The organism is Cellulosimicrobium sp. GQ32 (genome assembly GCF_059758455.1).
In genome coordinates, this window is sequence record NZ_JCAXEP010000005.1 from 1 (window position 1) to 24,393 (window position 24,393).

A 24,393-nucleotide genomic window follows, 5' to 3' on the forward strand; every position below is an offset into this window, starting at 1 on the left:
TCCGGTCGAAAGCGTCCTCTATGTCGTGTTCGACGGCGGGCGGGGTCGCGCTCGACGGCGGCCCGTCGGCGGGTCGGTCGCCTGCCCTTTCTGCGGGTCAGCCGGCGGCGGCGCGGAGAGCGGCGGCCTCGAGGTCCGGCGGGAGCCCGACGGCGGGGCGGTCCGCACGCTGCGGGGTCGCCTCGCCCGCCGCGTCGAGCGCGCGGAGCCACGCCCAGGTGTCGCGGACGGTCTCGCGGACGTCCCGAGGGCGCAGTCCGAGGGCGTACGCGCGCGAGGTGTCGGAGCCGTGGAGCGCGTCGTGCAGCTCGCCGGGCGGGAGCCAGACCGGGAGCTGCGTCCACGGCTCGATGCCCGCCGCGAGCACGGCCTCCGGCTCGACCCAGACGAGCTCGGCGGGCGGGTTCCCGGCCGCCGCCGCGTCGTCCGCCGTAGCCTCGACGCACGCCGCGAGCAGCCCGCCCATGGTCGTGTGGCCCGGGGCGCTGACGACGTCGACCGGCCCCGACGCGCCCGCGAGCGCCGCGTCGAGCGCGAACGCCGCGAGGTCGCGCGCGTCGACGTACTGCAGCGGCAGGTCCGCCGGTCCGGGTGCGAGCACCGGCCCGCCGCGCGCGACGCGCCGCAGCCACCACGGCAGGCGGCCGACGTTCTCGCGCGGCCCGAGGATCAGGCCGGCGCGGAGCAGGATCGCGCGGTCGCCGAGCATGTCCACCGCGGCGATCTCCGCGCCCCGCTTGGCGCGCGCGTAGTCGTCGTGGCTGGTGTCGTCCGGGTCGCCCGGGACGAGCGCGGCGGTCTCGTCGGCGCCGTGCGCGGGCGGGAACGGGTACACCGAGCGCGACGACACGTAGACGTACCGGTCGTCACCGGGGAGCCGGCCCGCGAGCGTGCGCGCCGCGTCGCGCACCGCGACGGGCGCCCACGACCACGTGTCCACCACGACGTCCCACTTCTGCGGGACGTCGTCGGCGTGCAGCGCGTCGAGGCCGTCCGGCCGGGTGCGGTCGCCGACGAGCTGCCGGACGCCGTCGGGCACGGGCGTGCTGCCGCGGTTGAGGACCGTGACGTCCCACCCGCGGGCGAGGGCGTCGTCGACGACGGCCCGCCCCACGAAGTCGGAGCCGCCGAGGACGAGGAGACGCGTCATGGCCTCACTCTCCCCCGGCGCGAGGTCACCCGCAGCCGGTTTACGCCTCGGGCAGACGGCCGGTGGCACGCGCGGTTCCCCGGGGTTCCACTGACGCACCTGGCCAGGTATCCTGGCCATCAGGCCGGTCGGAACATCGAGGAGGCGCCGTGCAGGTCAACGTGCTCGATGCCAAGAACAACCTCTCTCAGCTCGTCAACCGTGCCGCGGCCGGTGAGGACGTGGTCATCGCCCGCCGCGGTGTCCCGCTGGTCCGGCTCGTGCCGGTCAAGGCCGACCTCGCACACGGGACGGGCGCGGCGATCGTCGAGTGGCTGGACGACCACCCGCACGCGACCCGTTCGCTCCGGACCGCGGAGCAGGTCGACGCCGCCATCGAGGCCGAGCGCGAGGGCTGGGAGTGATCTATCTCGACTCGTGCCTCGTGATGTACCTGGTCGAGGACGTGGAGCGCGGGCTCCACGTGCGCGGGCTGCTCGCCAGGCACGGCGAGGAGGAGTTCGCGATCAGCCCGCTCGTCCGGCTCGAGTGCCTCGTCGGGCCGCTCCGGTCCGGGGACGTCGAGCTCGAGGACCGTTACCGCGCGGCCCTGGCCCTGTTCGTCGAGGTGCCGCTCGACGCCGACGTCTTCGAACGCGCCGCGCGTCTCCGCGCCGCCTCGTCGCTCCGCACGCCCGACGCGCTCCACCTCGCCGCCGCGCAGGTGCACGGGTGCACGGCCCTGTGGACGAACGACGCGCGGCTCGCCGTCGCCGGGCGTGGGCTCGCCGTGGACGTGCTCCACGACGACCTGGGACCCGGGGCCCAGCGCGCCGGGCCGACGCTCAGTCGGGGTCGGTCGGGTCCAGGGGTGCGTCGGGGTCGAGGTTAACCACGCCGCGGCGCCAGTAGCCGTGGAGGGCGAGCTGGTCGGGACGCGCGCCGCCCCGCCGCAGATCGCGGCGCACCTGTGCGAGGTCGGTCGCCTCGCCGGCGCCGAACACGTACTCGTGGGCGTCGAGCGGGCCGAGCGCGCGCACCGCCTCGGCGAGCTGGCCCGGCCCGTCGGTGCGGTAGAGGATCTCGACCGTCGCGCGGCCGAGCTCGTCCTCGACGAAGGCCTCGTCCACGTCGTCGCCGATCTCCACGATCGCCGTCACCGGCACGTCCGCCCCGACGGCGTCGACCCACCGCGCGAGCGCCGGCAGCCCGGCCTCGTCCCCGACGAGCAGCAGCCGCGCGACACCGTCCGGCACGGCGCGGCTCGTCGTCGGACCGGCGAGCACGACCTCGTCGCCGACCTGGGCTCGGGCCGCCCAGGCGGACGCCGGTCCGCCCTCACCGGTGGGCGGCGCGCCCGGGTCGCCGCCGCCGTGCAGCACCCAGTCGACGTCGACCTCCGCGACCCCGTCGACGACCCGCGTCGCCCGGACCGTCAGCTCGCGCGAGATGGAGACCGCGCCCGTCGGGCGCTGGAGCGCGCCGTCGGCCGTGAGCGTCGGGGCGTGCAGGACGCCGGTCGCCGGGTCGGGCAGGAAGACCTTCACGTGGTCGTCGGGACCGGGGGCGCGCAGCGTCGCGAGCGAGGCCCCGCCCGAGTCGTCGGCACCAGTCCCGGCCCCCCGTCCGTCATCGTAGGTCGGGGCGGCGTCGCGGAACGTGATGCGCCGGAGCGCCCCGGCCGTCTCGTGGACGCGGTGCACGCGGACGCGGCGCGGGAGGAGGTCGAGGCGGGTCACGGGTCGGTCGAGCACCGCCCCATTCTGCGCCGAGCACGACGTTGCAGTCGTTATCCGGCCGATAACGACAGCAACGTCGTGGTCGAGGGCGCGTCACACCGGCCTCGACGATCGGGGGTGTCAGGCGAAGAACGTCCGGAGGTCCGCGACGACGTCGAGCGGGACCTCGAGCGACGCGTAGTGGCCGCCGCGCGGGAACTCGGACCAGTGCTCGATCCGGGCGTTGTCGCGCTCGGCGAAGGCGCGGATGGTCTGGAAGTCGTCGGCGAAGACCGCCACGCCGATCCGGCCCTGGCTGACGACCGGCTCGGCGCCGGAGCGCTGCTCCGCGTAGTGGTAGCGCACCGCGGTCGCGTAGGAGTTGGTGAGCCAGTAGAGCGTCGCCTGGGCGAGCACCTGGTCGGCGCTCACGAGGCTCGTCCCGTTGCCGAAGCTCTCGAACAGCTCGTGGTAGGCGAGGACGGCGACGGGCGAGTCTGCGAGGCCGGCGGCCATCGTCTGCGGCCGGGACGCGTTCATCGTGTTGTAGGCGCCCACGGACTGGAACCACTGGAGGTGGCCGAGCGCCGCGAACTCCTTCTCCCCGAAGCCGTCCATCTCCCCCGGCGCGCCGGACGGGAAGGAGAAGAGCTGGAGCACGTGCGCGCCGAGGAAGCCCTCGGGGTCGAGGATCGCGAGCTCGCGCGAGACCATCGCGCCGCCGTCGCTGCCGTGGATCCCGTACGACGCGTAGCCGAGGTCGCGCATGAGCGCGTCGTAGGCCCGGGCGACGCGTGCCATGGTCCAGTCCGTGTCCCCGACGACGGGCGTGGAGAACCCGAAGCCCGGCATGGACGGGATCACGAGGTGGAACGCGTCCTCGGGCCGACCGCCGTGCGCGACGGGGTCGACGAGCGGGTCGATCATGTCGAGGAAGTCGAGGATCGAGCCCGGGTAGCTGTGCGCGAGCAGCAGCGGCGTCGCGTCCTCGTGCTGCGAGCGCACGTGCAGGTAGTGGATCGGCTGGCCGTCGATCTCCGTGCGGAACCCCGGGTAGGCGTTGACCCGGTCCTCGACGGCCCTCCAGTCGAACGCCGTCCAGCGCCCGACCATGTCGCGCAGGTAGGACTCGGGCGTCCCGTAGTCCCAGGAGTCGCCGGGCGCGGCCGGCGCGAAGCGGGTCCGCTCGAGGCGCTCGCGCAGGTCGTCCAGGTCGGCCTGCGGGACGGCCACGGAGAACGGGCGGTGCTCGAGGGTCGTGCTGCTCATGATGCCTCCTCGGTCGGAGCGGGCCTCGTGCCCTGCTCTGAGACCGACGTTACGCAGGGTTCAGGAACGGTTTCTTCCGCTATTCTGAACGGGTTCCGGCTTTCTTCCGGCGACCTCTCGGAGGGACCTCGTGGCCTCCACCTCGGCCCGCATGCTTGCCCTGCTCGGGCTGCTCCAGTCGCGTCCGGACTGGTCGGGCGCCGAGCTCGCCGCGCGCCTCGACGTCACCGACCGCACCGTCCGCAACGACGTCGCACGGCTGCGCGAGCTCGGCTACCCCGTCGACGCCGTGCGCGGCCCGGGGGGCAGGTACCGGCTGGGCGCGGGCGCCCGGCTCCCCCCGCTCCTGCTCGACGACGCCGAGGCCGTCGCGGTCGCCGTCGGGCTGCGGGCCGCGACCGGCACGGCGGGGTTCGAGGAGTCCGGGGCCTCCGCGCTCGCGAAGCTCGAGCAGGTCATGCCCGACCGGCTGCGCCGCCGCCTCGTCGCGCTGCGGTCCGCGAGCGCCGCCGGGCCGGCCAACACCGACTCGAACGTCGAGGACCCGGTCGTCGACCCGGACACGCTCACCGCCCTCGCCGACGCCGTGCGCGACCACCAGGGCCTGCGCTGCTTCTACCGGGACGAGCCGCTCGAGCTGGAGCCGTACCGCCTCGTCGCGTGGCAGCGCCGCTGGTTCCTCGTCGCGCGCGACCCGGCGACGGGCGCGTGGGCTCCCTACCGCGTCGACTGGCTCGTGCTGCGCGTGCCGGGCGGGCGGCGGTTCGCGCCGGTCGACTTCCCCGGGGACATGACGGAGTTCGTCGTGCGGGAGGTCGCGCGCACCGGGTGGGCCGTCCACGCCCGGATCGTCGTCGACGCGCCCGCCGAGGAGGTCCTGCGGCGGATCAACCCGACGGTGGGCACGGTCGAGCCGCTCGATGACGACCGCTGCGTCCTCGTCACCGGCGGTGACAGCGTCGAGGTCGTCGCGGTGTGGGTCGGCATGCTCGGCCTCGACTTCCACGTGACGAAGCCACAGGCTCTCGTCGACTACGTCCGCACCCTGGCAACCCGCTACGCCCGCGCAACGCCCCCCTGACCCCCCGCCCCCGCCCCGGCCCACCCCCGGGCTCGCCGAACACGACGTGGGGGTCGTTATCCATCGCTTTCCGTCCTTCAGGTCGTGCTCGACGGCGGGTGGGGGCGTTCTGGGCGACCGCTCCCGACAGGGTGCCCGACGGCGGCGCTCGCCCGCGTGGGCGGGCGCGCCTAGCGTGGGCGGGATGGACGTGGAGGTGCGCTCCGCCGTCGGGCGGTACGACGACTTCGCCACCGTGGTGGGCCCGCGGAAGGCCGGGGTGCGCGGGTGCTGGTGCATGTCCTACCGCGACAGCCGGGTCAGCGCCGAGGACCGTCCGGCGTTCATGGCCGGCCTGTGCGAGACCGACCCCGGGCCGGGCGTGCTCGCGTACGTCGACGGCGAGGTCGCGGGCTGGTGCTCGGTCGCGCCGCGCAGCACCTACCGGCGGCTCATGAACGCCCGGACCATCCCGTTCGTCGACGACCTCGACGCGTGGAGCGCGGTGTGCTTCGTCGTCCGGTCCGGGTACCGGCGCCGAGGGCTGATGCACGACCTCCTCGCCGGCGCCGTCGAGCACGCCGCCGTGCACGGGGCACCCGCCGTCGAGGGCTATCCCGTCGACGCGGGCGGCGAGCGCGTCGACGTGATCTCCGGGTACGTCGGCACGGTCGCGCTGTTCGAGCAGGCCGGGTTCGTGCGTGCGGCGCCGACCACCGGCGTGAGCGGCGGCGTGCCGCGCGTCGTGATGCGCCGCGCGCTCGGCTGAGCGTGCAGGGTCAGGAAGGCCCCGTGCCCCACGGGTCGACGACTGCGACGCCGGTACCGACGAGGTCGCGGACGTTGCGCGTCGCGAGCGTCGCGTCGTGCACGCGACAGATCGCGGCGATCTGTGCGTCCGCGGTACTGATGGGCTGCCCGGCGCGGTCTCGTCCGGCCATGACGGCGCCGAACGCGTGCGCGGCCTCCTGGTCGAACGACAGCACCTGGCCGCCGAGCCCGTCGAGGACCGTCTCGACGCGCACGACGAGCTCGTCGCGCCGGCGACCGGCCGCCAACCGAGCGATGCCGTACGACATCTCCGCGATCGTGATCGACGTGAGCCAGACGTCCAGCGGCGACACCCGGTCGAGCCAACGCACCACGGCACGCTCCGGCGTCGTTCTCGTGAGCTCCGAGACGACGTTCGTGTCGAGGACGATCACGCTGGGTCGCTGAAGTCGACCACCCGGGGGCGATCATCGCGGCGCACGTCGAACACGTCCGCCTCGGCCCCGCCGATCCCGGCGAAGGTCTCCGCGATCCAGGTCCCGAGACCGCGCTCGACCCCGCTCGGCGAGCGGACGGCAGCGGCAAGGATCTCGCGCACCTCGGCCTCCATGGACCGGCCGTGCTCGGCAGCCCGCGCTCGCAGCTGCTCGCGCACGTCGTCGTCGAGCCCTCGGATCGTCAGCGTCGCCATCCCGACCACCTCCACGGCGATGCTAGCAAAATGACAGCACCTCCCGCCACGATCTCCCCCGGGCCGAGAGCAATGAAGTTGCGGCGGGTTGAGAGAATGGACCGTCGTGAGTACCGAGCCCGCAGCGAACCAGCCTGACGCGCGCCCTCCCCAGCGGGACGGCGCCGCCGAGGGCACCCCGCGCGAGGGTCGCCGACGCCGCGGGAACCACCGCGGCCGCGGGCGAGGCGACCGCCCGATGTCGGGCACGGCGACGACCACGGCACCGACGCGGCGCGGCCGGGGCGAGCGGACGCCGTCGGGCCCGCGGCAGGTGAGCCGCGCGCAGCTCGATCGGGCCGCGCAGGCGCGCGAGGCCGTGACGGTCCCGCCCATCACGTACCCGGAGCAGCTCCCCGTCAGCGCCCGACGCGCGGACATCGCCGCCGCGATCCGCGACCACCAGGTCGTCATCGTCGCGGGCGAGACGGGCTCCGGGAAGACGACGCAGCTCCCCAAGATCGCGCTCGAGCTCGGCCGCGGCCGGGCAGGGCAGATCGGCCACACGCAGCCCCGCCGCATCGCCGCGCGCACGGTCGCCGAGCGCATCGCGGAGGAGCTCGGCACGGAGCTGGGCGGCGTCGTCGGGTACCAGGTGCGGTTCACCGACACGTCCAGCGAGGACACGCTCGTCAAGGTCATGACGGACGGCATCCTGCTCGCGCAGATCCAGCGCGACCCCGAGCTCCTCGCGTACGACACGATCATCGTGGACGAGGCGCACGAGCGGTCCCTCAACATCGACTTCCTGCTCGGCTACCTCGCGCGGCTCCTGCCGCGCCGCCCCGACCTCAAGCTGATCATCACGTCGGCGACGATCGACTCCGAGCGCTTCGCGCAGCACTTCTCCCCCGCGCACCTCGCCCAGCTCGGCGGCGCGCCGGACTACGTGGTCGACGCGCTGCCCGACGCCGCGCCCGTCGTCGAGGTGTCCGGCCGCACCTACCCGGTCGAGATCCGGTACCGGCCCCTGTCCCCCGACGTCGACCCCGGTTCCGGGAAGGCGAAGGGTCGCACGGACGCCGAGGAGAAGGACCTCGTGACCGGCATCGTCGACGCGTGCGACGAGCTCATGCGCGAGGGACCGGGCGACATCCTCGTGTTCCTCTCCGGCGAGCGCGAGATCCACGACGCCGCCGACGCGCTCACCGGCCACCTCAAGGACCGCGTCACCGACCCCAAGCACCCGCAGCGCGTCGAGATCCTGCCGCTGTACGCGCGGCTGTCGTCGGCCGAGCAGCACCGCGTGTTCCAGGCGCACTCCTCGCGGCGCATCGTGCTCGCGACGAACGTCGCCGAGACGTCGCTGACCGTTCCGGGCATCCACTACGTCGTCGACCCCGGCACCGCCCGCATCTCGCGCTACTCCAAGGCGACCAAGGTCCAGCGCCTGCCGATCGAGCCCGTCTCGCAGGCGAGCGCGAACCAGCGCTCCGGCCGCTCGGGCCGCGTCGCCGACGGCATCGCGGTGCGCCTCTACTCCGAGGACGACTTCCTCTCCCGCCCCGAGTTCACCGAGCCGGAGATCCTGCGCACCTCCCTCGCGTCGGTGCTGCTCCAGATGATCTCCGTCGGCGTGGTCGAGACCCCCGACGAGGTGGCACGCTTTCCGTTCGTCGAGCCCCCGGACACGCGCGCCGTGCGCGACGGCGTCCAGCTCCTCACCGAGCTCGGCGCCCTCGCGACGTCCGACGGCGTCACGCGCCTCACCGAGGTCGGGCGCGTCCTCGCGCAGCTCCCCATGGACCCGCGCCTGGCTCGCATGATCTGGGAGGGGTCGAGGCTCGGCGTCGCGCGCGAGGTCGCGATCATCGCCGCCGTCATGTCGATCCAGGACCCCCGCGAGCGCCCCGCCGAGGTCCGCGCGCAGGCGGACCAGGCGCACGCGCGCTTCACCGACCCGCACTCCGACTTCCTCACCTACCTCAACGTCTGGGAGTACGTCCGCGAGCAGCAGCACGAGCTCTCGTCGTCGGCGTTCCGCCGCCTGTGCAAGGCCGAGTACCTCAACTTCCTGCGCATCCGCGAGTGGCAGGACGTCGTCGCCCAGCTCCGCGAGATGTCCAAGCCTCTCGGCATCGACATGTCGTACAAGCCGCGCGCCGGACGCTCCGGCTCAGGCCCGGCGGCGGAGGGGGCGTCGGGCTCACCCGCCGCGGACCCAGCCACCGCTCCCGACGCGACCCCCGACACCCAGGCGTACAAGCGCGCCTGGGACGGCGACACGATCCACAAGGCGCTCCTGTCCGGGCTCCTGTCGCAGCTCGGGATGCAGGACACGGGCGACGTGAAGGCGTCGTCGGTCGCGCACCTCAAGGGCGAGGCCCGTGCCAAGGCGCTGCGGCGCGCGCAGAAGCAGGCCCGCAACGAGTACACCGGCGCGCGCGGCGCGCGCTTCGCGATCTTTCCCGGCTCGCCGCTGAGCAAGAAGCCGCCGGCGTGGATCATGGCGGGCGAGCTCGTGGAGACGTCGCGGCTGTGGGCGCGCGACGTCGCCCGGATCCAGCCCGAGTGGGCCGAGGACCTCGCGGGCGACCTCGCGCGACGCACGTACTCCGAGCCGCACTGGTCGACCAAGCGCGGCGCGGCGATCGCGACCGAGAAGGTGCTGCTGTACGGCGTGCCGATCGTCGCCGACCGCAAGGTCCTCTACGCCAAGGTCGACCCCGAGGCCGCGCGCGAGATGTTCGTGCGGCACGCGCTCGTGCAGGGCGAGTGGACCACGCACCACCGGTTCTTCCACGACAACCGCAAGCTCCTCGCCGAGGCGGAGGAGCTCGAGGCGCGCTCGCGCCAGCGCGGGCTCGTCGTCGACGACGACGTGCTGTTCGACTTCTACGACGAGCGCGTGCCCGACGACGTCGTGTCCGCCGCGCACTTCGACCGCTGGTGGAAGACGGCGCAACGCCGCGAACCCGACCTGCTCACCTTCACGCTCGAACAGCTCGTGCCCGACGCCGAGCAGGTCGACACGTCGCAGTTCCCCGAGACCTGGCCCCAGGGCGAGCTCACGCTCCCGCTCACCTACCAGTTCCAGCCCGGGACCGAGGCCGACGGCGTCACCGTGCACGTCCCGATCTCCGTGCTCAACCGGGTCGTGCCCGACGGGTTCGACTGGATGGTCCCCGGCCTGCTCGACGAGCTCGCCACGGCGACGATCCGCTCGCTGCCCAAGCCGGTCCGCGTGCAGCTCGTGCCGGCACCGGACGTCGCGCGCGACGTCGTCGCCTGGCTCCGTGCCCACACGCCCGCCTGGGAGGACATGGCCCGCGCGGGCGACATGGCCGAGCCGTTCCACGTCGCGTTCACGCGCGCCGTCCGGGCGCTGCGCGACGTCGTCATCCCCGACGACGCGTGGGGCCCCGAGCAGGAGGCGCGCCTCCCTGCGCACCTGCGCATGACCTTCCGCGTCGAGGACCCGCGCGGCCGGGGAGGCTCCGTCGTCCTCGACGAGTCGAAGGACCTCCTCGCCCTCCAGCGCCGTCTGGCCGCCCAGAACCAGGCGGCGGTGCGGGCGGCAGTCAAGGGGGCGGTGGGCGCGGCGTTGCGCGAGGCGGGATCTCGGGCGGGGACGGGCGCCGCGGGTGCGGGGCCGGGTCCGGCGGCGGAGGGGGCGTCGGTGCTCGGGCTACCATCCGCGCCGCTCGATGGTCACGGCGCTCCCACCGGATCCTCGACACCCCCACGCCCGATCGCATCCGACGCCCCCTCCCCCGCCTCCGCGCCCGGCTCACCAGGGCGAGGTGCAGGACGAGCGGCGGCTGCGCCCGAGGATGCGAAGGGCGTGGCGGGCCTGGCGGGAGCAGCCCGAGGGACGAGGGCTGCGGATGGTAGCCCGAGCACCTCGGGGGCAGCCGCCGCGGACCCAGCCACGAGCGTGCTCGTCACCGAGCAGACCGGTCTCACGACGTGGCCCGAGCTCACGGGCGGCAAGCTGCCTGCGGCGGTGTCGACGGACCTCGGGGGTGGGGTGGTCGTGCGGGGGTACCCCGCGGTCGTCGAGGAGCAGGATGCCAAGGGCAAGCCGGTCGTCGCGCTGCGCGTGCTCGCCGACGCGAACGCGCAGGTGCGCGAGCACGCGCGCGGTGTGCGGCGTCTGCTGCTGTCCGAGACGGCGCTCCAGACCGGGCGCATCACGAGCCGGTGGAACGGGACGCAGTCGCTCACGATGGCGGCCAGCCCGTACCGGAACACGGACGCGCTCGTCGCGGACCTCCAGCTCGCCGCGGTGATCGCGCTGACGAGCGGGGGAAGCGGGCCGCACGGCACGCAGCCGGACGTCGCGACGATCCGCGACGCCGACGCCTACGCGGCGGCGCGGGCGTTCGTGCGGACGCACCTGGAGGACCAGGTGCACCAGGTGGTCGGGCACGTGGTCGCAGCGCTCACGGCGTCGCGGAACCTCGACGCGGAGATCCGCGCGTCGAACAGCCTCGCACTGCTCAACACGCTCACCGACCTGCGCGACCAGGCCGCGGGTCTGATCCACGACGGCTTCGTCTCCCAGACCCCGCCCCGGCGCCTGCCGCACCTGACGCGCTACCTGCGCGCGGCGTCGTACCGGCTGGAGAAGGCGCAGGCGAACCCGAACCGCGACGCCGAGCTCGCATGGCGCGTGCACGACGTCGAGGAGGCGTACCAGCGCGCCCGTGCCGCCTACGCCCAGGGCCCGGCTGACCCGGTCCGCGCTGCCGACCTGGCCGAGGTGCGGTGGCTGGTCGAGGAGCTGCGCGTGTCGCTGTTCGCGCAGCAGCTCGGCACGGACGGTCCGGTGAGCGAGAAGCGCATCCGCAAGCTCCTCACGCCCGACGGCTGGTGACGCGCGGCGCCGACCAGCCGGTTACCGCGCATGGCCTGACCGCCGTCGGGCGGTGCGTCAGCAGGCGTCGTAGACGTACTCGGGGTCGTCGGGGGTGACGAGGTCGCGGTCGCGCAGGACGGTGAGCGGGGCGCGGTCGTCGCGGGCGCAGACGTCGTCGAAGGTGAGACCCGCGTCGTCGAGCGCGTCGGGGTACTCGACCTGGAGCACGTGGTCGCCGTAGACGTCGGTGTAGGCGCCGCACTCGTCGAAGACCGCGCACTCCTCGGTGACGGCGAAGTCGAACCCCAGGACGCCGCGCGCGACACCCGCGACCTCCGCCGCGTTCTTCTGCGCGATCGCGAGCCCGGCGTCGTGCGCGAGGTCGACGTACGCCCGCGCGAGCGCGTGGGCGCCGTCCTCGTCGATCGCGTCGAACCGTGTCCACGTGTCGAGGTTGTCGATCTCGACGGCGTCGAACCCGTCGTCGGCACAGCCGGTGACGACCGGGCCGAGGATCGCGAGGATGCCCTCGCGCTGCTCGGGGGTCGACGGGTCGAGGACGTGCTCGTCCGGCCAGTCGGGGTCGACGACGAGGCCACCGTCCGCGTCGTGCAGGAGCAGGTCCTCGTGGTCGTCGAGCCACCGGTCGGCCTCGCCGGGCTGGGTCTGGAACCCGTTGACGTAGCAGACCGAGTACGCGCCGGGCAGGGGCTCCGCGGTCGCGTCCCGCACGACGACGTCGGGCGCCACGGGCCCGGAACCGGCGTCGACCTCGTCGTACGCGCCGCCGAGCTGGTAGTCGAGGACGCCGTCGGTCGGCGGGGGGTCGGGCGCCGGCACCTGCAGAGGGGACGCGGTCGCCGTAGGCGTCCGGTCCACGGTGCACCCGGTCGCTCCCGCCGCGAGGAGGGCCAGCACGACGACCGCCGTCGTGCCCCGGGACCACGCCCGGCTCACGGCAGCACGACCTCCCGCGCCGGGTGCACCGACGCGTCGAGCACGGCCCGGTCGCCCAGGGGCTCGTCGAGCTCGACGACGAACGGCGTCGGCGGGTTCGACGGGCAGTTCGCCTCGCCGGTACGCGGCTCGACGCCGACCGTCACCGCGACGGCGTCGTCACGCACGGCGAGCGCCGACAACCGCACCCGGCCCTGGGCGTCCTCCCCGTTGTTGCACGCCATCTCGGTGACGAGGAGGTGCAGCTCGCGCGCGTCGGGCACCGGCGGGTTCTCCGGGTCCAGGGTGACCGTCGCGGTGCCGAGCTCACCGAGGTCGGCGCGCAGGGCGCAGGTCTGCGCGGCGGTGAGGAACCACGTGGGCGACGGGTCGAGGTTCGGCGCGTCGGTCCACTCGATCACCAGCATCTCGTGGGTGCGCACGTCGCCCGCGCCCAGGTCCTCGGGGTCGTCGAGCGCGCGCAGGAGGGCGACCCGCTCGGCGCCGTCCTCGACGACGGTCCACTCGGCAGGGTCGATCGGCGGCACCTCGAGACCGTCGAGCGCGGCCCGGCCGTCCTCGCTGAGGTGGTCCGCCGTCACGCCCGACTCCAGCACGTCGTCGGGGACCACCGTCTCCCAGCACCGGTACGACCCCTCACCCGCGGTCCCGCCTGCCGGTCCGTCCGCCGTCGCGCAGCCCGCGAGCCCCAGCGCGGCGGCCACGACCGCGCCGACCGCACCCGCTGCACGACCCACCTGGCGCTCCTCCATGTCCCGTCTGTGTGCCGACCGTACGCGACCTTGCGAGCCCGCCGCGCTCGGTTCGCCGACCCGCCGCTTCACTCGTGGTGAGTGACAGCGTGCGCACTGTCACACTGTCGGACAAGACAAACCCCATACGGATGTCTTGAAATGGGACCCATCGACCACAACCGTCGCCGCCGGGGCGACGCCCGCAGGTAGGGGGACACCATGACACGAGCCGTCGTCACCGGCTACGGGGCGGTGACCCCTGTGGGGCTCACCGCGGAGGACACCTGGGACGCGCTGCTGCGCGGCGAGCCCGGGGTGCGGGCCATCAAGGAGGACTGGGCCGCCGACCTGCCCGTGCGCATCGCGGCACGGGTGGACGACGCCTTCGCGGAAGGGCTCGCCGTGCGCGAGGCGCGCCGCACGGACCGGGCCGAGCAGCTCACGCTCGTCGCGGGCCGCGAGGCCTGGGCCTCCGCAGGGTCGCCCGACGTCGACCCGACGCGGCTCGCGGTCGTCGTCGGGTCCGCGAACGGCGGGATCGCGACGACGCTCGACCAGTCACACGTCCTCGACGAGCAGGGCCCGCGGCGCGTCTCGCCGCACACCGTCACCATGCTCATGGCCAACGGTCCGGCGGCCTGGCTCTCGATCGACCTGGGCGCCAAGGCGGGCGCGCGGGCGCCGATCAGCGCGTGCGCCGCGGGGTCGGAGGCGATCACGATGGGCCGCGAGATGATCCTCGCCGGGTCGGCAGACGTCGTCGTGTGCGGGGGCGTGGAGGCGGGCGTCCGGCCGTTCTCCCTCGCCGCGTTCGCCGCGGCACGGGCGATGTCGACGCGCAACGACGAGCCCGAGCGCGCGTCACGACCGTTCGACGCGCACCGCGACGGCTTCGTCATGGGCGAGGGCTCGACGCTCCTGGTCCTGGAGAGCGAGGAGCACGCGCGGGCGCGCGGCGCCGCGGTGCACGGCGTCGTCTCCGGAGCCGCGCTGACGTCCGACGCGTTCGACATCGTCGGCGGCGACCCCGAGAACCAGGCCCGGACGATCGGGATGGCCCTGCGGTCGGCGGGCCTCTCCCCCGGCGACCTCGGCCTCGTCCACGCGCACGCGACGTCGACCCCGGTGGGCGACGTCAACGAGTCCGACGCCCTCCACGCCGCGCTCGGCATGCCGCCGCCCGTGACGAGCACCAAGGGTGCGACGGGCCACCTGCTCGGCGCTTCCGGCGCGCTGGGCGTCCTCGTCGCGCTGCTCGCCGTGCGCGACGGCCGCGTGCCGCCGACCCTCAACCTCGACGCGCTGGACCCGGCGATCGACCTCGACGTCGTCCGCGGCACCGCCCGGGAGACCATCGCCCGCCACGCGCTGGTCAATGCGTTCGGCTTCGGCGGCCACAGCGCGAGCGTCGTGGTCTCGCGCGACTGACCTCCCCGCCGAACACGACCTGAAGGTCGTTTTAGGGCCCTTTCCGTCCTTCAGGTCGTGCTCGACCGCGCGTGAGGACGGGTTCGGGCGTCGTGACGCGCCGCGAGGCACGATGGGGGCATGGACCTCGACGCCCGGCTCGCCGACATCACGACGCTCACGGTCGACGCGATCGTCAACGCCGCCAACTCGTCGCTGCTCGGCGGCGGGGGCGTGGACGGCGCGATCCATGCCGCCGCCGGGCCCGCGCTCCTGGAGGAGTGCCGCCGGCTCCGGCGCAAGAACCTCCCCGACGGCCTTCCCGTCGGCGAGGCCGTCGCGACCGGCGCCTACGACCTCCCCGCTCGCTGGGTCCTCCACACGGTCGGGCCGAACCGCCACCGCGGCCAGACCGACCCCGCGCTCCTCTCGTCGTGCTTCACGCGTTCGCTCGACGTCGCCGCCGACCTCGGCGCCGCGACCGTCGCCTTCCCCGCCGTGAGCGCGGGCGTCTACGGCTGGGACGTCGACGACGTCGCGCGGGTCGCGGTCGGGGCCGCGCGCGGGTGGTCCGCCGCCCGTCCAGGTGCCGACCCGGGTGTCACCGCCGTGACGTTCGCGCTCGTGTCCCCCCGCGCCCTGGCGGCGTTCGAGGCCGCCCTCGGGAGCTGAGCCGGGCTCTCTGGAGCTGGGCCAGGGTCAGGGTCGGCGTCCGAAGGATCAGGGTCGGTTCGGGGGACTTCCCGATACCCCCGCGACGAGCGCGCTCCTACCGTCGAGGTATGAGCACCTCAGACGCCTCCGCAGCCTCGTTCCGGCCGACCCTGTCTCGGCCGCGCCACGGTCGGATGATCGCCGGCGTGTGCGCAGGGATCGCCCGCCGGTTCGGGTGGGACCCGACCGTCGTGCGCATCGTCGCCGCGGTCTCGATCCTGCTCCCCGGCCCGCAGGTCGTCGCGTACCTGATCCTCTGGGCCCTCATGCCGACCGACCGGGACTGACCCTCCGCGCCGGCACGCGGCCGAACCCGGGGTTGCGGGCGGTCTTGGGCTCGAGACCGCCCGCAACCCCGGGTTCGGCGCGGGCCGGGCCGTCAGCCCGGGAGGCCGCGCATGCGGCGCCGGGCGACGACGATCGTCGCGCCGCCCGCGACCAGCACGATCGCGAGGCCCACGAGGGCGCCGACGTGCGCGCCCGTCGTGGCGAGCCCGTCCGGTCGGCCCGGCTCCTCGCCGTCCGACCCGCCGGGCGCGCCGTCCGCGGCGAGGACCTCGAGCTCCGTCCACAGGACGCGGCCGTCCACCTGCCCGACGATCGCGAACCGGTGCACGCCCGCCGCGACGTCGGCCGGGACCGTCACGGTCGCGGTGAGGGTGCCCGACGCGTCGGCGCGGACCATGCCCAGGTCGGCCGGGGTCGAGAAGAGGGTCGCGGAGACCCACTCGCCGGGCGCGAAGCCCTCGGCCGTCGCCGTGACCTGCTCCCCCGCGCGGACGCGCGCCGGGGAGAGGGTGACGCCGCCGTGGTTCGCGTCGGTGAGGTCGTCGGCGCCGACCGTGTGCAGCGGGGACGACGGCGGCTCCTCGCCCGCGCCGGGCGTCTCGCCGGGCTCGCCCGGACCGCCCGGGTTCTCGCCGTCGAGGTGACCGTCGAACACGTCCGAGGCTGCGCCGAGGCTCAGGAGGACGGTCTCGCCCGTGGCGTCGGCGAGGCCGTCGTTGTCGGTGATCGCCCAGACCGTGCCGTCGCCGCCGACCGTGAGGCCCTCGAGCTTCTCCTGCGTCCAGCCGTTCGTCGCGCGCAGGTCGGGCAGGACGTCGTGCGCGAGCGTCTTGGTCACCGCGACCGGTGTCGCCGACGCGGCCCCGACGGCGACGTCGGGCACGTCGACCGCGTAGACGCGCTTCACCGCGGCGGCGGTGCCGTTGAGCTTGTCGCGCTCGATCACGGCGAGGGTGTCGTGGTCGACGACGGTCACCTCGCTGAGACCCAGCCAGTCACCGTCGGTCGTGGTCTGCTCGAGCGGGTACGCGAACCAGTCCCACGTGCCCGACGCGACGTCGTAGCGGCCGAGACGCGCGGTGCCTGCCGTGCCGCCCTCGTCGGTGGACAGGCCGCGCTGGAGCGCGACCCACACCTGCTCGCCCGCAGCCTCTTCCGCGTCTCCGTCGGCCGTCGAGACCGCCGGAGCGACCGCGACGCCCTCGATGCCCTGCTTGCCGAGGCCCGCGGCGACCGCCTCGGGCAGCGCGACGGACTCGACGACCGCACCCGCGGCGTCGACGCGCACGATCGCGTTCTCCGCACCCTTCGCGCCCTCGACCCCGAGCCAGAACCCGCCGTCGGCGCGCGCCGCGACGCCCTCGACGTCGAGGCCCACCGGGGCGCCGTCGCGCGTGAGGGGCACGGACCGGTCGATGACGGCCGGGGAGCCCGCGCCGTAGCCGCTCACGTCGAGCGACAGGAGCTGCGTCGTGGAGTACGCGGCATCGGTCGCCGTCCACAGGCGCTGGGGATCGGTCGGGTCGGCGCTCAGCGCGCCGAGCGCGCCCCACCCGATCGGGGCGCCGGCCTGCGCGCCCTCGGTGGCGTCCGCCGAGACGACGCTCGGGAACTGCGGCGCCCCCGCGCCGTCGGCCCACTGCGCCCCGCGCCCGAACACGGTGACGGCCGACCGCACGCCCGCGCCGGCGTCGTCCTCCTCGCTCGACACGACGAGCAGGTCGCGCTCCGGGACGACGAGCAGGCCCTCGGGGCCGTTCGTCGTCGCGAGCACCTGGACGAACCGCGGGGCTCCCGGGTCGGAGACGTCGTAGACGGCGACGACGTTCGAGCGCTCGGAGCCGACGAACGCGTAGCGCGTCCCGCCGAGCGTCGCGACGGTCAGGCCCTCGGGCTCGACTCCCTTCTTGGCCGCGCGGTCCTCCGTGTGCAGGCCGACGCGGACGGCGAGACGCTCGAGCGCGGCCCCCGCGTCCCACACGACCTCGCCCGACGCGGCGTCGAACACCGACCAGCCGCGCGAGCCACCCTTCCAGTCGCCCTCGTTCGCGGTCGCGACGTGCGCGTCGTCGAGCCAGCCGATCGCGTCGGGTTCCCGCGGCGTCGCGGGGATCGACCCGGACTGGTCGATCACGCCGTCCTTCTTCACGTCGATCCCGGGCACGGCGACCGCGCCCGCGGAGAAGACGGTCTCGATCTCGCCCGTGGCGATGTCGACGACGGCGACGCCGTTGTTCTCCTGGAGCGTCACCGCGACCTGGGTGCCCGCCGGGTTGACGGCGACGTACTCGGGCTCGGGGTCCTGCGGCGTGTCGAGGCCGGCGGCCTCGACGACGGGGAGCGGCGCACCGGCCTCGTCGAGGAAGGAGACGGCGCGGGTCGACCAGGCGGCCGGGTCGTCGCCGGGCAGGTCGAGGATCTGGAGGAAGCCGCCGGGAAGCTGCGGAAGGTCGCCCTCGTCGGCACCCTCGGGCGTCGCCTCCTCGTCGCGCTGGTTCTCGATCGCGACGACGGCGTGCGCACCGTCGGGCGTGACGGCGACCGAGTCCGGCTGGCCGCCGAGGTCGAGCGACCGCACGCGCTCGCGCGTGGCGAGGTCGACGACGTCGAGGCGACCGCTCGGCTCGGTGAAGCTCACCGACGTGTCCACGACGACGAGGACGTAGCCGCCGACGATCGCGACCGACGTCGGCTCGTCGTGCTCCGAGCCGAGCTCGGCGAGGCTGAGCGTGCCCAGGCCCTTCGGCGCGCTCGGGTCCGTGAGGTCGAGGAAGCCGATGCGGCGCGCGAGCGCGTCCGTGTGCACGACCGTGCGCCCGTCCTCGCTGACCGCCGAGATCTCGGCGACCGTCTCGGCGGCGGCGTCCTCGCCGGCCGGGCGGTTCTGGAACACGGGGTACGTGGCGAGGCGGTGGAACGTCTCGTCCGCGGCGGGCGTCGTCCACGCGCCCGCCGCCGTCGGGGTCGGGGACGCGGCGCCGGCCGGGTGCGCGGGAGCCGCGGCGAGCGCGGGCAGCGCGCTCAGCCCCAGGGTGAGCGTCGCGCCCGTGGCGACGAGCGCGGCGAGGCGCGTGCGGCGGGCCTGGGCGCGCACGGGGGTGCGAGCCGAGATCCGCTCAGGGATGACTGGCATGTCTCTCCTTCGACGAGGGTCGAGCAGAGGCTGGTGTCCCGCGGTGGCGCGACGACGACCGTCCCGGGACCGCCGGGTGACGGGCGGATGAACAGTGCGCGCCGGCCGGTGCTGGCCACCGGAGACCCGCCCGTTGCCCCGAGCGACAGGTTCCGGCACGGAGTACCTGATACTTCGGCCCCGTGACCGAATCGTGACGGCGAAAGTACCTAGTACTCGCTGTCCGCCCTTGCCGGGCGGTTGCTAGCGTCTTTCGAGATTTACCTGCTACCCCACGTCTCACCAATGTTGGCGGGACGTGGTCCCGGCGCACTCCCGCGGCGGGCACGCACGTGACCCCGCCTCTCTCCCGCTCCTCTCCCCTCTTGCCGACCGCCCTGCGACGACGCCGGGCGCGAGGAAGGACGACCGATGACGCAGCACGCCTCTCCCCGACCGTCGCGCACCCACACGGTCCTCACGTCCGTCGCGCTCGCCGTGCTCGCCCTCGCGGTGGCCGGCCTGATCGCGTTCCTGCTCGTGTACAACGGCAAGGTCGCCGACGGCGCGACCCGCCTCGACGACGGCGCCACGCAGCTCTCCGACGGTGCGTCGACGCTCGCCGACGGGACCGCCGAGGCCCAGGCCGGCGCCCAGCGCCTGGCCGACGGGGCAGGCGACCTGAGGGACGGCGCCGGCGACCTCGTCGCCGGGGCCCAGAAGGCCTCCGACGGCGCCGCACAGCTCGCGACGGGCGGCACCACCGCGCTCGACGGGGCGACCGAGCTCGCCGCCGGCGCGGACGAGCTGAACGCCGGGGCCGCGCGCCTCGCCGCGGGCACGGGTGACGCCGCGAGCGGCGCGGCCCGCCTCGCCGCGGGCAGCAAGGACCTCGACGCCGGGGCCGCCCGCCTCGCCGCCGGCAACGCCGACGCCGCGAGCGGCGCCGCCCGACTCGCCGCCGGAAGCAAGGACCTCGACGCCGGGGCCGCCCGCCTCGCCGCCGGCAACGCCGACGCCGCGAGCGGCGCCGCCCGACTCGCCGCCGGAAGCAAGGACCTCGACGCCGGGGCCGCCCGCCTCGCCGCCGGCAACGCCGACGCCGCGAGCGGCGCGGCCCAGATCTCTGCGGGTGCCCAGACCCTCTACGCCGGGGCCCGGGACCTCGCCGACGGCGTGACCCGACTCGCCACCGGGGCGACGGCCGCCGCCGCAGGGGCCGGACAGGTCTCGACCGGTGCCGACTCGCTGTCCGTCGGGGCCGCTCAGCTCTCGACCGGCGTCTCGGAGGCGAGCTCCGGCGCGGCTCGGCTCTCTGCCGGGGCCGAAGGGCTCAAGGCCGGTGCCGGCACCGTGGCCGCAGGCTCGCAGGGCGTGGCGACGGGTGCCCGGAACCTCGCGACGGGCACCGCGCAGGTCGCCGGAGGGACCTCCGCGGTCGCCGACGGCACCGCGTCGCTGCGCGACGCGTCCGACCGACTCGCCATGGGTCTCACCACGGTGCGCGACGGCGCGGCCGCCCTCTCGCGCGGCGCCGCCACCCTGACCGACGGCACCAGCGAGGTGCGGAAGGGCGCGTCCGACCTCGCCGCCGGGCTCGCCAGCCTCGCCGAGACCACGACCGACCCTGCACTCAAGGCCCAGATCGAGGGCCTCGCGCAGGGTGCCGCGCAGCTCTCCGCGGGGGCCGCACGAGCCGACGAGGGTTCACACGCGCTCCAGGAAGGCATCCACGGGCTGAGCACCGGACTCGCCGGGGAGACGGGGGCCGCCGCCGGCGCCGCCGCACTGCGCGACGGGCTCGGTGCGGTGGCTTCCGGTGCACGTGCCGCGGCAGACGGCGCAGCCACGGTGCGCGACGGTGCGTCGGCGCTCTCGGTCGGTGCCGAGAAGGTCGCCGGGGGCGCGGGTGAGCTCGCCGCCGGCTCGCAGGAGCTCGCGTCCGGAGCCTCGCAGCTCACCGGTGGGTTCGGACGGCTGACGAGCGGCGCGGCCTCCCTCGAGACCGGGGCGAGCACCCTGAGCACCGGGGCTGCCGCGGTCGCAGCCGGCACCGCGAGCGTCGCCCAAGGCACGCTCAGCGCCTCGGCCGGTGCCGGGACGGTCCGCGACGGCAACGCCACGATCGCCCAGAGGACGTCCGAGCTCGCCGCCGGGACGTCGACCCTCGCGCAGGGCGCGACCGACCTCCGGGCCGGGACGACCCGGGCCGCCTCCGGGGCCGAGGATCTCCGGGCGGGCACTGCCCGGCTCGCGACCGGCGCGTCCGACCTCTCGGCCGGCACCTCCAGGGCCGCGATCGGCGCCGAGGACCTTCGGGCCGGCACCGCCCGGCTCGCGACCGGCGCGTCCGACCTCTACGCCGGGACGACCAGGGCGGCGACGGGCGCCGCCGACCTCTCCGCCGGCACGGTGCGGCTGCGCACGGGCGCGGGCGACCTGTTCGCCGGGACGACACGCCTGGAGGACGGGACGCTGCGCCTGCAGAACGGGCTCACGACGCTGTCCACCGGCGCGACGACCCTGGCGGCGGGCAACGCCGCGCTCGCCGAGGGCTCGACGACCCTGCACGCCGGGACGACGACGCTCGCCGACGGCGCGGCGGACCTGCACGACGGCAGCACCCGCATCGCGGACGGCGCGGCCACGCTGTCCGACGGCACGGGAACCCTCTCCGACGGCACGGCGGAGCTCAAGGACAGCGTCGAGAACAGCCCCGTCGGACGGGTGTCGCTCGGCATGTCGGCGCTCGTCGGCGGGACCGTGCTCGCGGGCGTCGCGGGCGTCGGGCTCGGGCTGCGCCGTCGGCTCGCGGCGGTCTGACCGACCGTCGCGCACGGCCGGGCGGGGCCTCCTCACCGCCCGGCCCCCGACTCGGGGGCGGCCTCACGTCGACGGTGTCGCCCTCGCGGGCGGCGGTCCCGGTGGACAGGACTCCGGGACCGCCGCCCTTCTTCGTGTCCCTGAGCCCTCCTGCCCAGGCGAGCGGTCGGTCACCGGCACCGGCACCAGCACCGGCACCGGCACCGGCACGGGCTACCGTGACCGCGTGACGCTGCTCCTCAAGCTCGTGCTGGCACCTGCTCTGGTGGTCGCGTCCACGCTCGCCGGACGACGCTGGGGAGCTCGGCTCACCGGGGTGCTCGTCGGGCTGCCCGTCGTGGCCGGGCCGATCCTGCTCATCACCACGCTCGACCACGGCACCGCTTTCGGCGCCGCCGCGGCGTCCTCGGCGCTCCTCGGCCTCACGTCGCTCGCCCTGTTCGCCGTGGTGTTCGGCTGGTGCTCGCGCCGGACCGGCTGGGTCGGTGCGCTCGCGGCGCCCTGGGCCGCGTGCCTCGTGGCGGACGTCGCCCTCGCCCGGCTGACGCTGCCCGCCGGGGTCGCGTTCGTGGTGGCGCTCGCGACGTTCTGGGGCGCGTCCCGCGTCATGCCGCCCGACGCACCGGGGCCCCCGCCGTCGACCGTCCTGCCGCCCTGGTGGGACCTTCCCGCCCGTGCCGCGACGACGGCGGCGCTGGTCCTCGCCGTCACCACCGCGTCGGGCGCGCTCGGACCGGCGATGACGGGCGTGCTCGCGCCGTTCCCGATCGCGTCGAGCGTGGTCGCCGCGTTCGCGCTCGCGCAGCGCGGCTCGGCCGAGACGGTCCGCCTCCTGCGGGGACTGCTCGCCGGGCTCACCGGGTTCGCGGTGTTCTGCCTCCTCGTCGCGCTCCTCGTGGAACGGCTCGGCGTCGCCGCGGCGTTCTCGGTCGCGCTGGTCGCGAGCCTGGCCGTCCAGGCCGTCGTTCCCCTCGCCGCACGGCTCGCCGCAGGCGCGGCAGGCCGTCGCGCCCGCTACTGACGGCGGCGCCGGGCGAACACGCACGCCGCGGCACCGAGGAACACCAGGACCAGACCGGCGCACCACGCGAGGGCGAGGGCCGCCGTCGGGCCCAGGTCCGTGACCGGCGCGCCCGTCGAGTCCATGCCGACGAGCAGTCCGCGGATCGTCTCGATCACCGGCGTGACGGGCTGGTGCTCCGCGAAGCCGCGCAGCCACGACGGCATGGTCTCCGGCGGCACGAACGCGCTCGACACGTAGGGCAGGAACAGCATGAAGAAGCTGAACCCCCCGGCCGCCGCGGGCGAGCGCACGAGCACGCCCACGAAGGCCGCGATGCTCGTGATCGCCAGCACGTACGCCGCGACGACCCCGACGGCCCCCCACCACTCGAGCGCGTCCGCGTCGGGCCGGAAGCCGATGAGGAACGCGACGCCCAGCACGACGGCCGTCGTCACGAGGTTCTTCACGACGCTCGCCACGACGTGCCCGACGAGGACCGTCCAGCTCGCGATCGGCATCGACCGGAACCGGTCCATGATGCCGCCGGACATGTCCTGCTCCACGGCGATCGCCGTGTTCGACGCCCCGTAGCCCGCGCAGAGCAGGATGATCCCCGGCGTCGCATACGTGACGTAGTCCGTGCCGACGCTCATCGCGCCGCCGAACACGTACACGAACAGGATCATGAGCATCACGGGCAGCACGAGCGCGAGGACCAGCTCGTCCGGCTCGCGGCGCACGAGCCGCAACGAGCGCGCGACCATCGTCCCGGCGTCGGCGAGCACGTGCCGGCCCGGCCGGGCCACGGGAGCGGGGAGCCGCGCGGCCGTGCCCGACGGCGCGGCGGTGGTCTGGGCGGTCATGCTGCGGTCTCCTCGTGGTCGGTCGCGGTCGCGACGTCCCGGTCGCGCGTCCGCGCGGCGTGGCCGGTCAGGGTGAGGAACACGTCGTCGAGCGTCGGCTCGCGCACCTCCCACCGCACGGTCTCGACGCCGGTCGCCGCCACCGCGGCGAGGACGTCGCGCACGTGCTCGACCGAGCCGTCGGTGGGGACGCGCAGCGTCGGGGAGGTGAGCCCGGGCGCCTCCGGCCACGGCCCCGCGGTCCCGACCGACGCCGCCTCGGCGACCGAGGCGAACGTGAGCTCGATGCTCGCGTCGCCGACACGGCGCTTGAGGTCGGACGGCGAGCCTTCGGCGACGACGCGGCCGTCGTCGATGAGCGCGACGCGGTCGGCGAGCTGGTCGGCCTCCTCGAGGTACTGCGTCGTGAGGAACAGGCTCGTGCCGTCGGCGACGACGCCGCGGATCACCTCCCACATGGTCTGGCGGCTGCGCGGGTCGAGGCCGGTGGTGGGCTCGTCGAGGAACATGACCTGCGGACGAGCGAGGAGGCCGGCCGCGAGGTCGAGCCGACGGCGCATGCCGCCCGAGTAGGTCCCGACGCGGCGGTCGGCGGCGGCGGAGAGGTCGAACGCGTCGAGCAGGCCGTCGACGCGGGCGCGCGCGGCACGGCGCGGCAGGTGCGCGAGGCGACCCATCATCGTGAGGTTCTCGCGGCCCGTCTGCTTCTCGTCGACCGCCGCGTACTGGCCCGTGAGGCTGATGAGGCCGCGCACGCGCGCGGCGTCACGCACGACGTCGTGCCCCGCGACCGTCGCCGTGCCGCCGTCGGGGCGCAGGAGCGTCGCGAGGATGCGGACGGTGGTGGTCTTCCCCGCGCCGTTGGGGCCGAGGAGGGCGAGGACCTCGCCGCGGTCCAGCGTGAGGTCGACGCCGTCGAGCACGCGCACCGACCTGCGGGCGGAGCGATAGCTCTTGCGCAGGCCGTCGGCACGTACGAGCACGTCCGGTGCTGACATGGGAACTCCCCTGGAT

Annotated in this window: 20 protein-coding genes; 10 read left to right on the forward strand and 10 right to left on the reverse strand. The window is 75.1% G+C overall.

Going from position 1 to position 24,393, the window contains the following annotated elements; translation table 11 throughout:
- Positions 1-97 precede the first annotated feature (97 nt).
- Entirely contained in the window at positions 98-1,150 is a 1,053-nt protein-coding gene (locus AC6CH9_RS09655) for an NAD-dependent epimerase/dehydratase family protein (protein ID WP_498154683.1), read from the reverse strand.
- 149 nt (positions 1,151-1,299) lie between these two features.
- Between AC6CH9_RS09655 and AC6CH9_RS09660 the strand changes: the two genes are divergently transcribed.
- Both AC6CH9_RS09660 and AC6CH9_RS09665 read left to right on the forward strand, forming a co-directional pair.
- Positions 1,300-1,554 (forward strand): type II toxin-antitoxin system Phd/YefM family antitoxin, encoded by a 255-nt coding sequence (locus AC6CH9_RS09660; RefSeq protein WP_498154684.1) that lies wholly within the window; start codon positions 1,300-1,302, stop codon positions 1,552-1,554.
- On the forward strand, positions 1,551-2,021 hold the full coding sequence (locus tag AC6CH9_RS09665; protein WP_498154685.1) for a type II toxin-antitoxin system VapC family toxin: 471 nt from the start codon (positions 1,551-1,553) through the stop codon (positions 2,019-2,021). Before AC6CH9_RS09660 ends, AC6CH9_RS09665 begins: the two co-directional genes overlap by 4 nt.
- On the opposite strand, the gene AC6CH9_RS09670 is transcribed toward AC6CH9_RS09665, so the two are convergent.
- Both AC6CH9_RS09670 and AC6CH9_RS09675 read right to left on the reverse strand, forming a co-directional pair.
- The gene (locus tag AC6CH9_RS09670) at positions 1,975-2,883 is read right to left on the reverse strand and encodes a siderophore-interacting protein (protein WP_498154686.1); all 909 of its coding nucleotides are present in this window, start codon (positions 2,881-2,883) and stop codon (positions 1,975-1,977) included. The two genes, AC6CH9_RS09665 and AC6CH9_RS09670, sit on opposite strands and share 47 nt — an antisense overlap.
- 105 nt (positions 2,884-2,988) lie before the next feature.
- A complete protein-coding gene (locus tag AC6CH9_RS09675; RefSeq protein WP_498154687.1) occupies positions 2,989-4,116 on the reverse strand; it encodes an epoxide hydrolase family protein in 1,128 nt (375 codons plus the stop codon).
- Between the two features lie 130 nt (positions 4,117-4,246).
- Between AC6CH9_RS09675 and AC6CH9_RS09680 the strand changes: the two genes are divergently transcribed.
- On the forward strand, positions 4,247-5,197 hold the full coding sequence (locus AC6CH9_RS09680; RefSeq protein ID WP_498154688.1) for a helix-turn-helix transcriptional regulator: 951 nt from the start codon (positions 4,247-4,249) through the stop codon (positions 5,195-5,197).
- A gap of 184 nt (positions 5,198-5,381) precedes the next feature.
- Positions 5,382-5,945, forward strand: coding sequence for a GNAT family N-acetyltransferase (locus tag AC6CH9_RS09685; RefSeq protein ID WP_498154689.1), 564 nt, complete (start codon positions 5,382-5,384; stop codon positions 5,943-5,945).
- Between the two features lie 10 nt (positions 5,946-5,955).
- Here AC6CH9_RS09685 and AC6CH9_RS09690 read toward each other — a convergent pair whose 3' ends face one another.
- Together AC6CH9_RS09690 and AC6CH9_RS09695 are read right to left on the reverse strand one after the other, a co-directional pair.
- Positions 5,956-6,381: a type II toxin-antitoxin system VapC family toxin gene (locus tag AC6CH9_RS09690; protein WP_498154690.1), complete on the reverse strand. Its 426-nt coding sequence runs from the start codon at positions 6,379-6,381 to the stop codon at positions 5,956-5,958.
- A complete protein-coding gene (locus AC6CH9_RS09695) occupies positions 6,378-6,638 on the reverse strand; it encodes a FitA-like ribbon-helix-helix domain-containing protein (RefSeq protein ID WP_400574294.1) in 261 nt (86 codons plus the stop codon). The genes AC6CH9_RS09690 and AC6CH9_RS09695 overlap by 4 nt, the downstream gene beginning before the upstream one ends.
- 313 nt (positions 6,639-6,951) lie before the next feature.
- Here AC6CH9_RS09695 and hrpA point away from each other — a divergent pair, with 313 nt between their 5' ends.
- Positions 6,952-11,496, forward strand: coding sequence for an ATP-dependent RNA helicase HrpA (gene hrpA, locus AC6CH9_RS09700; RefSeq protein ID WP_498154943.1), 4,545 nt, complete (start codon positions 6,952-6,954; stop codon positions 11,494-11,496).
- 57 nt (positions 11,497-11,553) lie between these two features.
- Here hrpA and AC6CH9_RS09705 read toward each other — a convergent pair whose 3' ends face one another.
- Complete coding sequence (locus AC6CH9_RS09705; protein WP_498154691.1) at positions 11,554-12,318, reverse strand: endo alpha-1,4 polygalactosaminidase; 765 nt, start codon at positions 12,316-12,318, stop codon at positions 11,554-11,556.
- Between the two features lie 113 nt (positions 12,319-12,431).
- On the reverse strand, positions 12,432-13,172 hold the full coding sequence (locus AC6CH9_RS09710; protein WP_498154692.1) for a hypothetical protein: 741 nt from the start codon (positions 13,170-13,172) through the stop codon (positions 12,432-12,434).
- A gap of 216 nt (positions 13,173-13,388) precedes the next feature.
- Here AC6CH9_RS09710 and AC6CH9_RS09715 point away from each other — a divergent pair, with 216 nt between their 5' ends.
- From AC6CH9_RS09715 to AC6CH9_RS09725, 3 genes are all read left to right on the forward strand, one after another.
- The gene (locus AC6CH9_RS09715; RefSeq protein WP_498154693.1) at positions 13,389-14,597 is read left to right on the forward strand and encodes a beta-ketoacyl-[acyl-carrier-protein] synthase family protein; all 1,209 of its coding nucleotides are present in this window, start codon (positions 13,389-13,391) and stop codon (positions 14,595-14,597) included.
- Positions 14,598-14,717: 120 nt separating this feature from the next.
- Positions 14,718-15,248: an O-acetyl-ADP-ribose deacetylase gene (locus AC6CH9_RS09720; protein WP_498154694.1), complete on the forward strand. Its 531-nt coding sequence runs from the start codon at positions 14,718-14,720 to the stop codon at positions 15,246-15,248.
- 110 nt (positions 15,249-15,358) lie between these two features.
- Positions 15,359-15,577: a PspC domain-containing protein gene (locus AC6CH9_RS09725; protein ID WP_498154695.1), complete on the forward strand. Its 219-nt coding sequence runs from the start codon at positions 15,359-15,361 to the stop codon at positions 15,575-15,577.
- Between the two features lie 92 nt (positions 15,578-15,669).
- Here AC6CH9_RS09725 and AC6CH9_RS09730 read toward each other — a convergent pair whose 3' ends face one another.
- Positions 15,670-18,711, reverse strand: coding sequence for an esterase-like activity of phytase family protein (locus AC6CH9_RS09730; RefSeq protein WP_498154696.1), 3,042 nt, complete (start codon positions 18,709-18,711; stop codon positions 15,670-15,672).
- 411 nt (positions 18,712-19,122) lie between these two features.
- Between AC6CH9_RS09730 and AC6CH9_RS09735 the strand changes: the two genes are divergently transcribed.
- Both AC6CH9_RS09735 and AC6CH9_RS09740 read left to right on the forward strand, forming a co-directional pair.
- On the forward strand, positions 19,123-21,513 hold the full coding sequence (locus AC6CH9_RS09735; RefSeq protein WP_498154697.1) for a beta strand repeat-containing protein: 2,391 nt from the start codon (positions 19,123-19,125) through the stop codon (positions 21,511-21,513).
- Between the two features lie 226 nt (positions 21,514-21,739).
- Positions 21,740-22,534 carry a hypothetical protein gene (locus AC6CH9_RS09740; protein WP_498154698.1) on the forward strand — a complete coding sequence of 265 codons (795 nt, stop codon included), beginning with the start codon at positions 21,740-21,742 and terminating at the stop codon, positions 22,532-22,534.
- On the opposite strand, the gene AC6CH9_RS09745 is transcribed toward AC6CH9_RS09740, so the two are convergent.
- Together AC6CH9_RS09745 and AC6CH9_RS09750 are read right to left on the reverse strand one after the other, a co-directional pair.
- Positions 22,528-23,379 (reverse strand): ABC transporter permease, encoded by an 852-nt coding sequence (locus AC6CH9_RS09745; protein WP_498154699.1) that lies wholly within the window; start codon positions 23,377-23,379, stop codon positions 22,528-22,530. The two genes, AC6CH9_RS09740 and AC6CH9_RS09745, sit on opposite strands and share 7 nt — an antisense overlap.
- The gene (locus tag AC6CH9_RS09750) at positions 23,376-24,377 is read right to left on the reverse strand and encodes an ATP-binding cassette domain-containing protein (protein WP_498154700.1); all 1,002 of its coding nucleotides are present in this window, start codon (positions 24,375-24,377) and stop codon (positions 23,376-23,378) included. Before AC6CH9_RS09750 ends, AC6CH9_RS09745 begins: the two co-directional genes overlap by 4 nt.
- Positions 24,378-24,393: the final 16 nt, after the last annotated feature.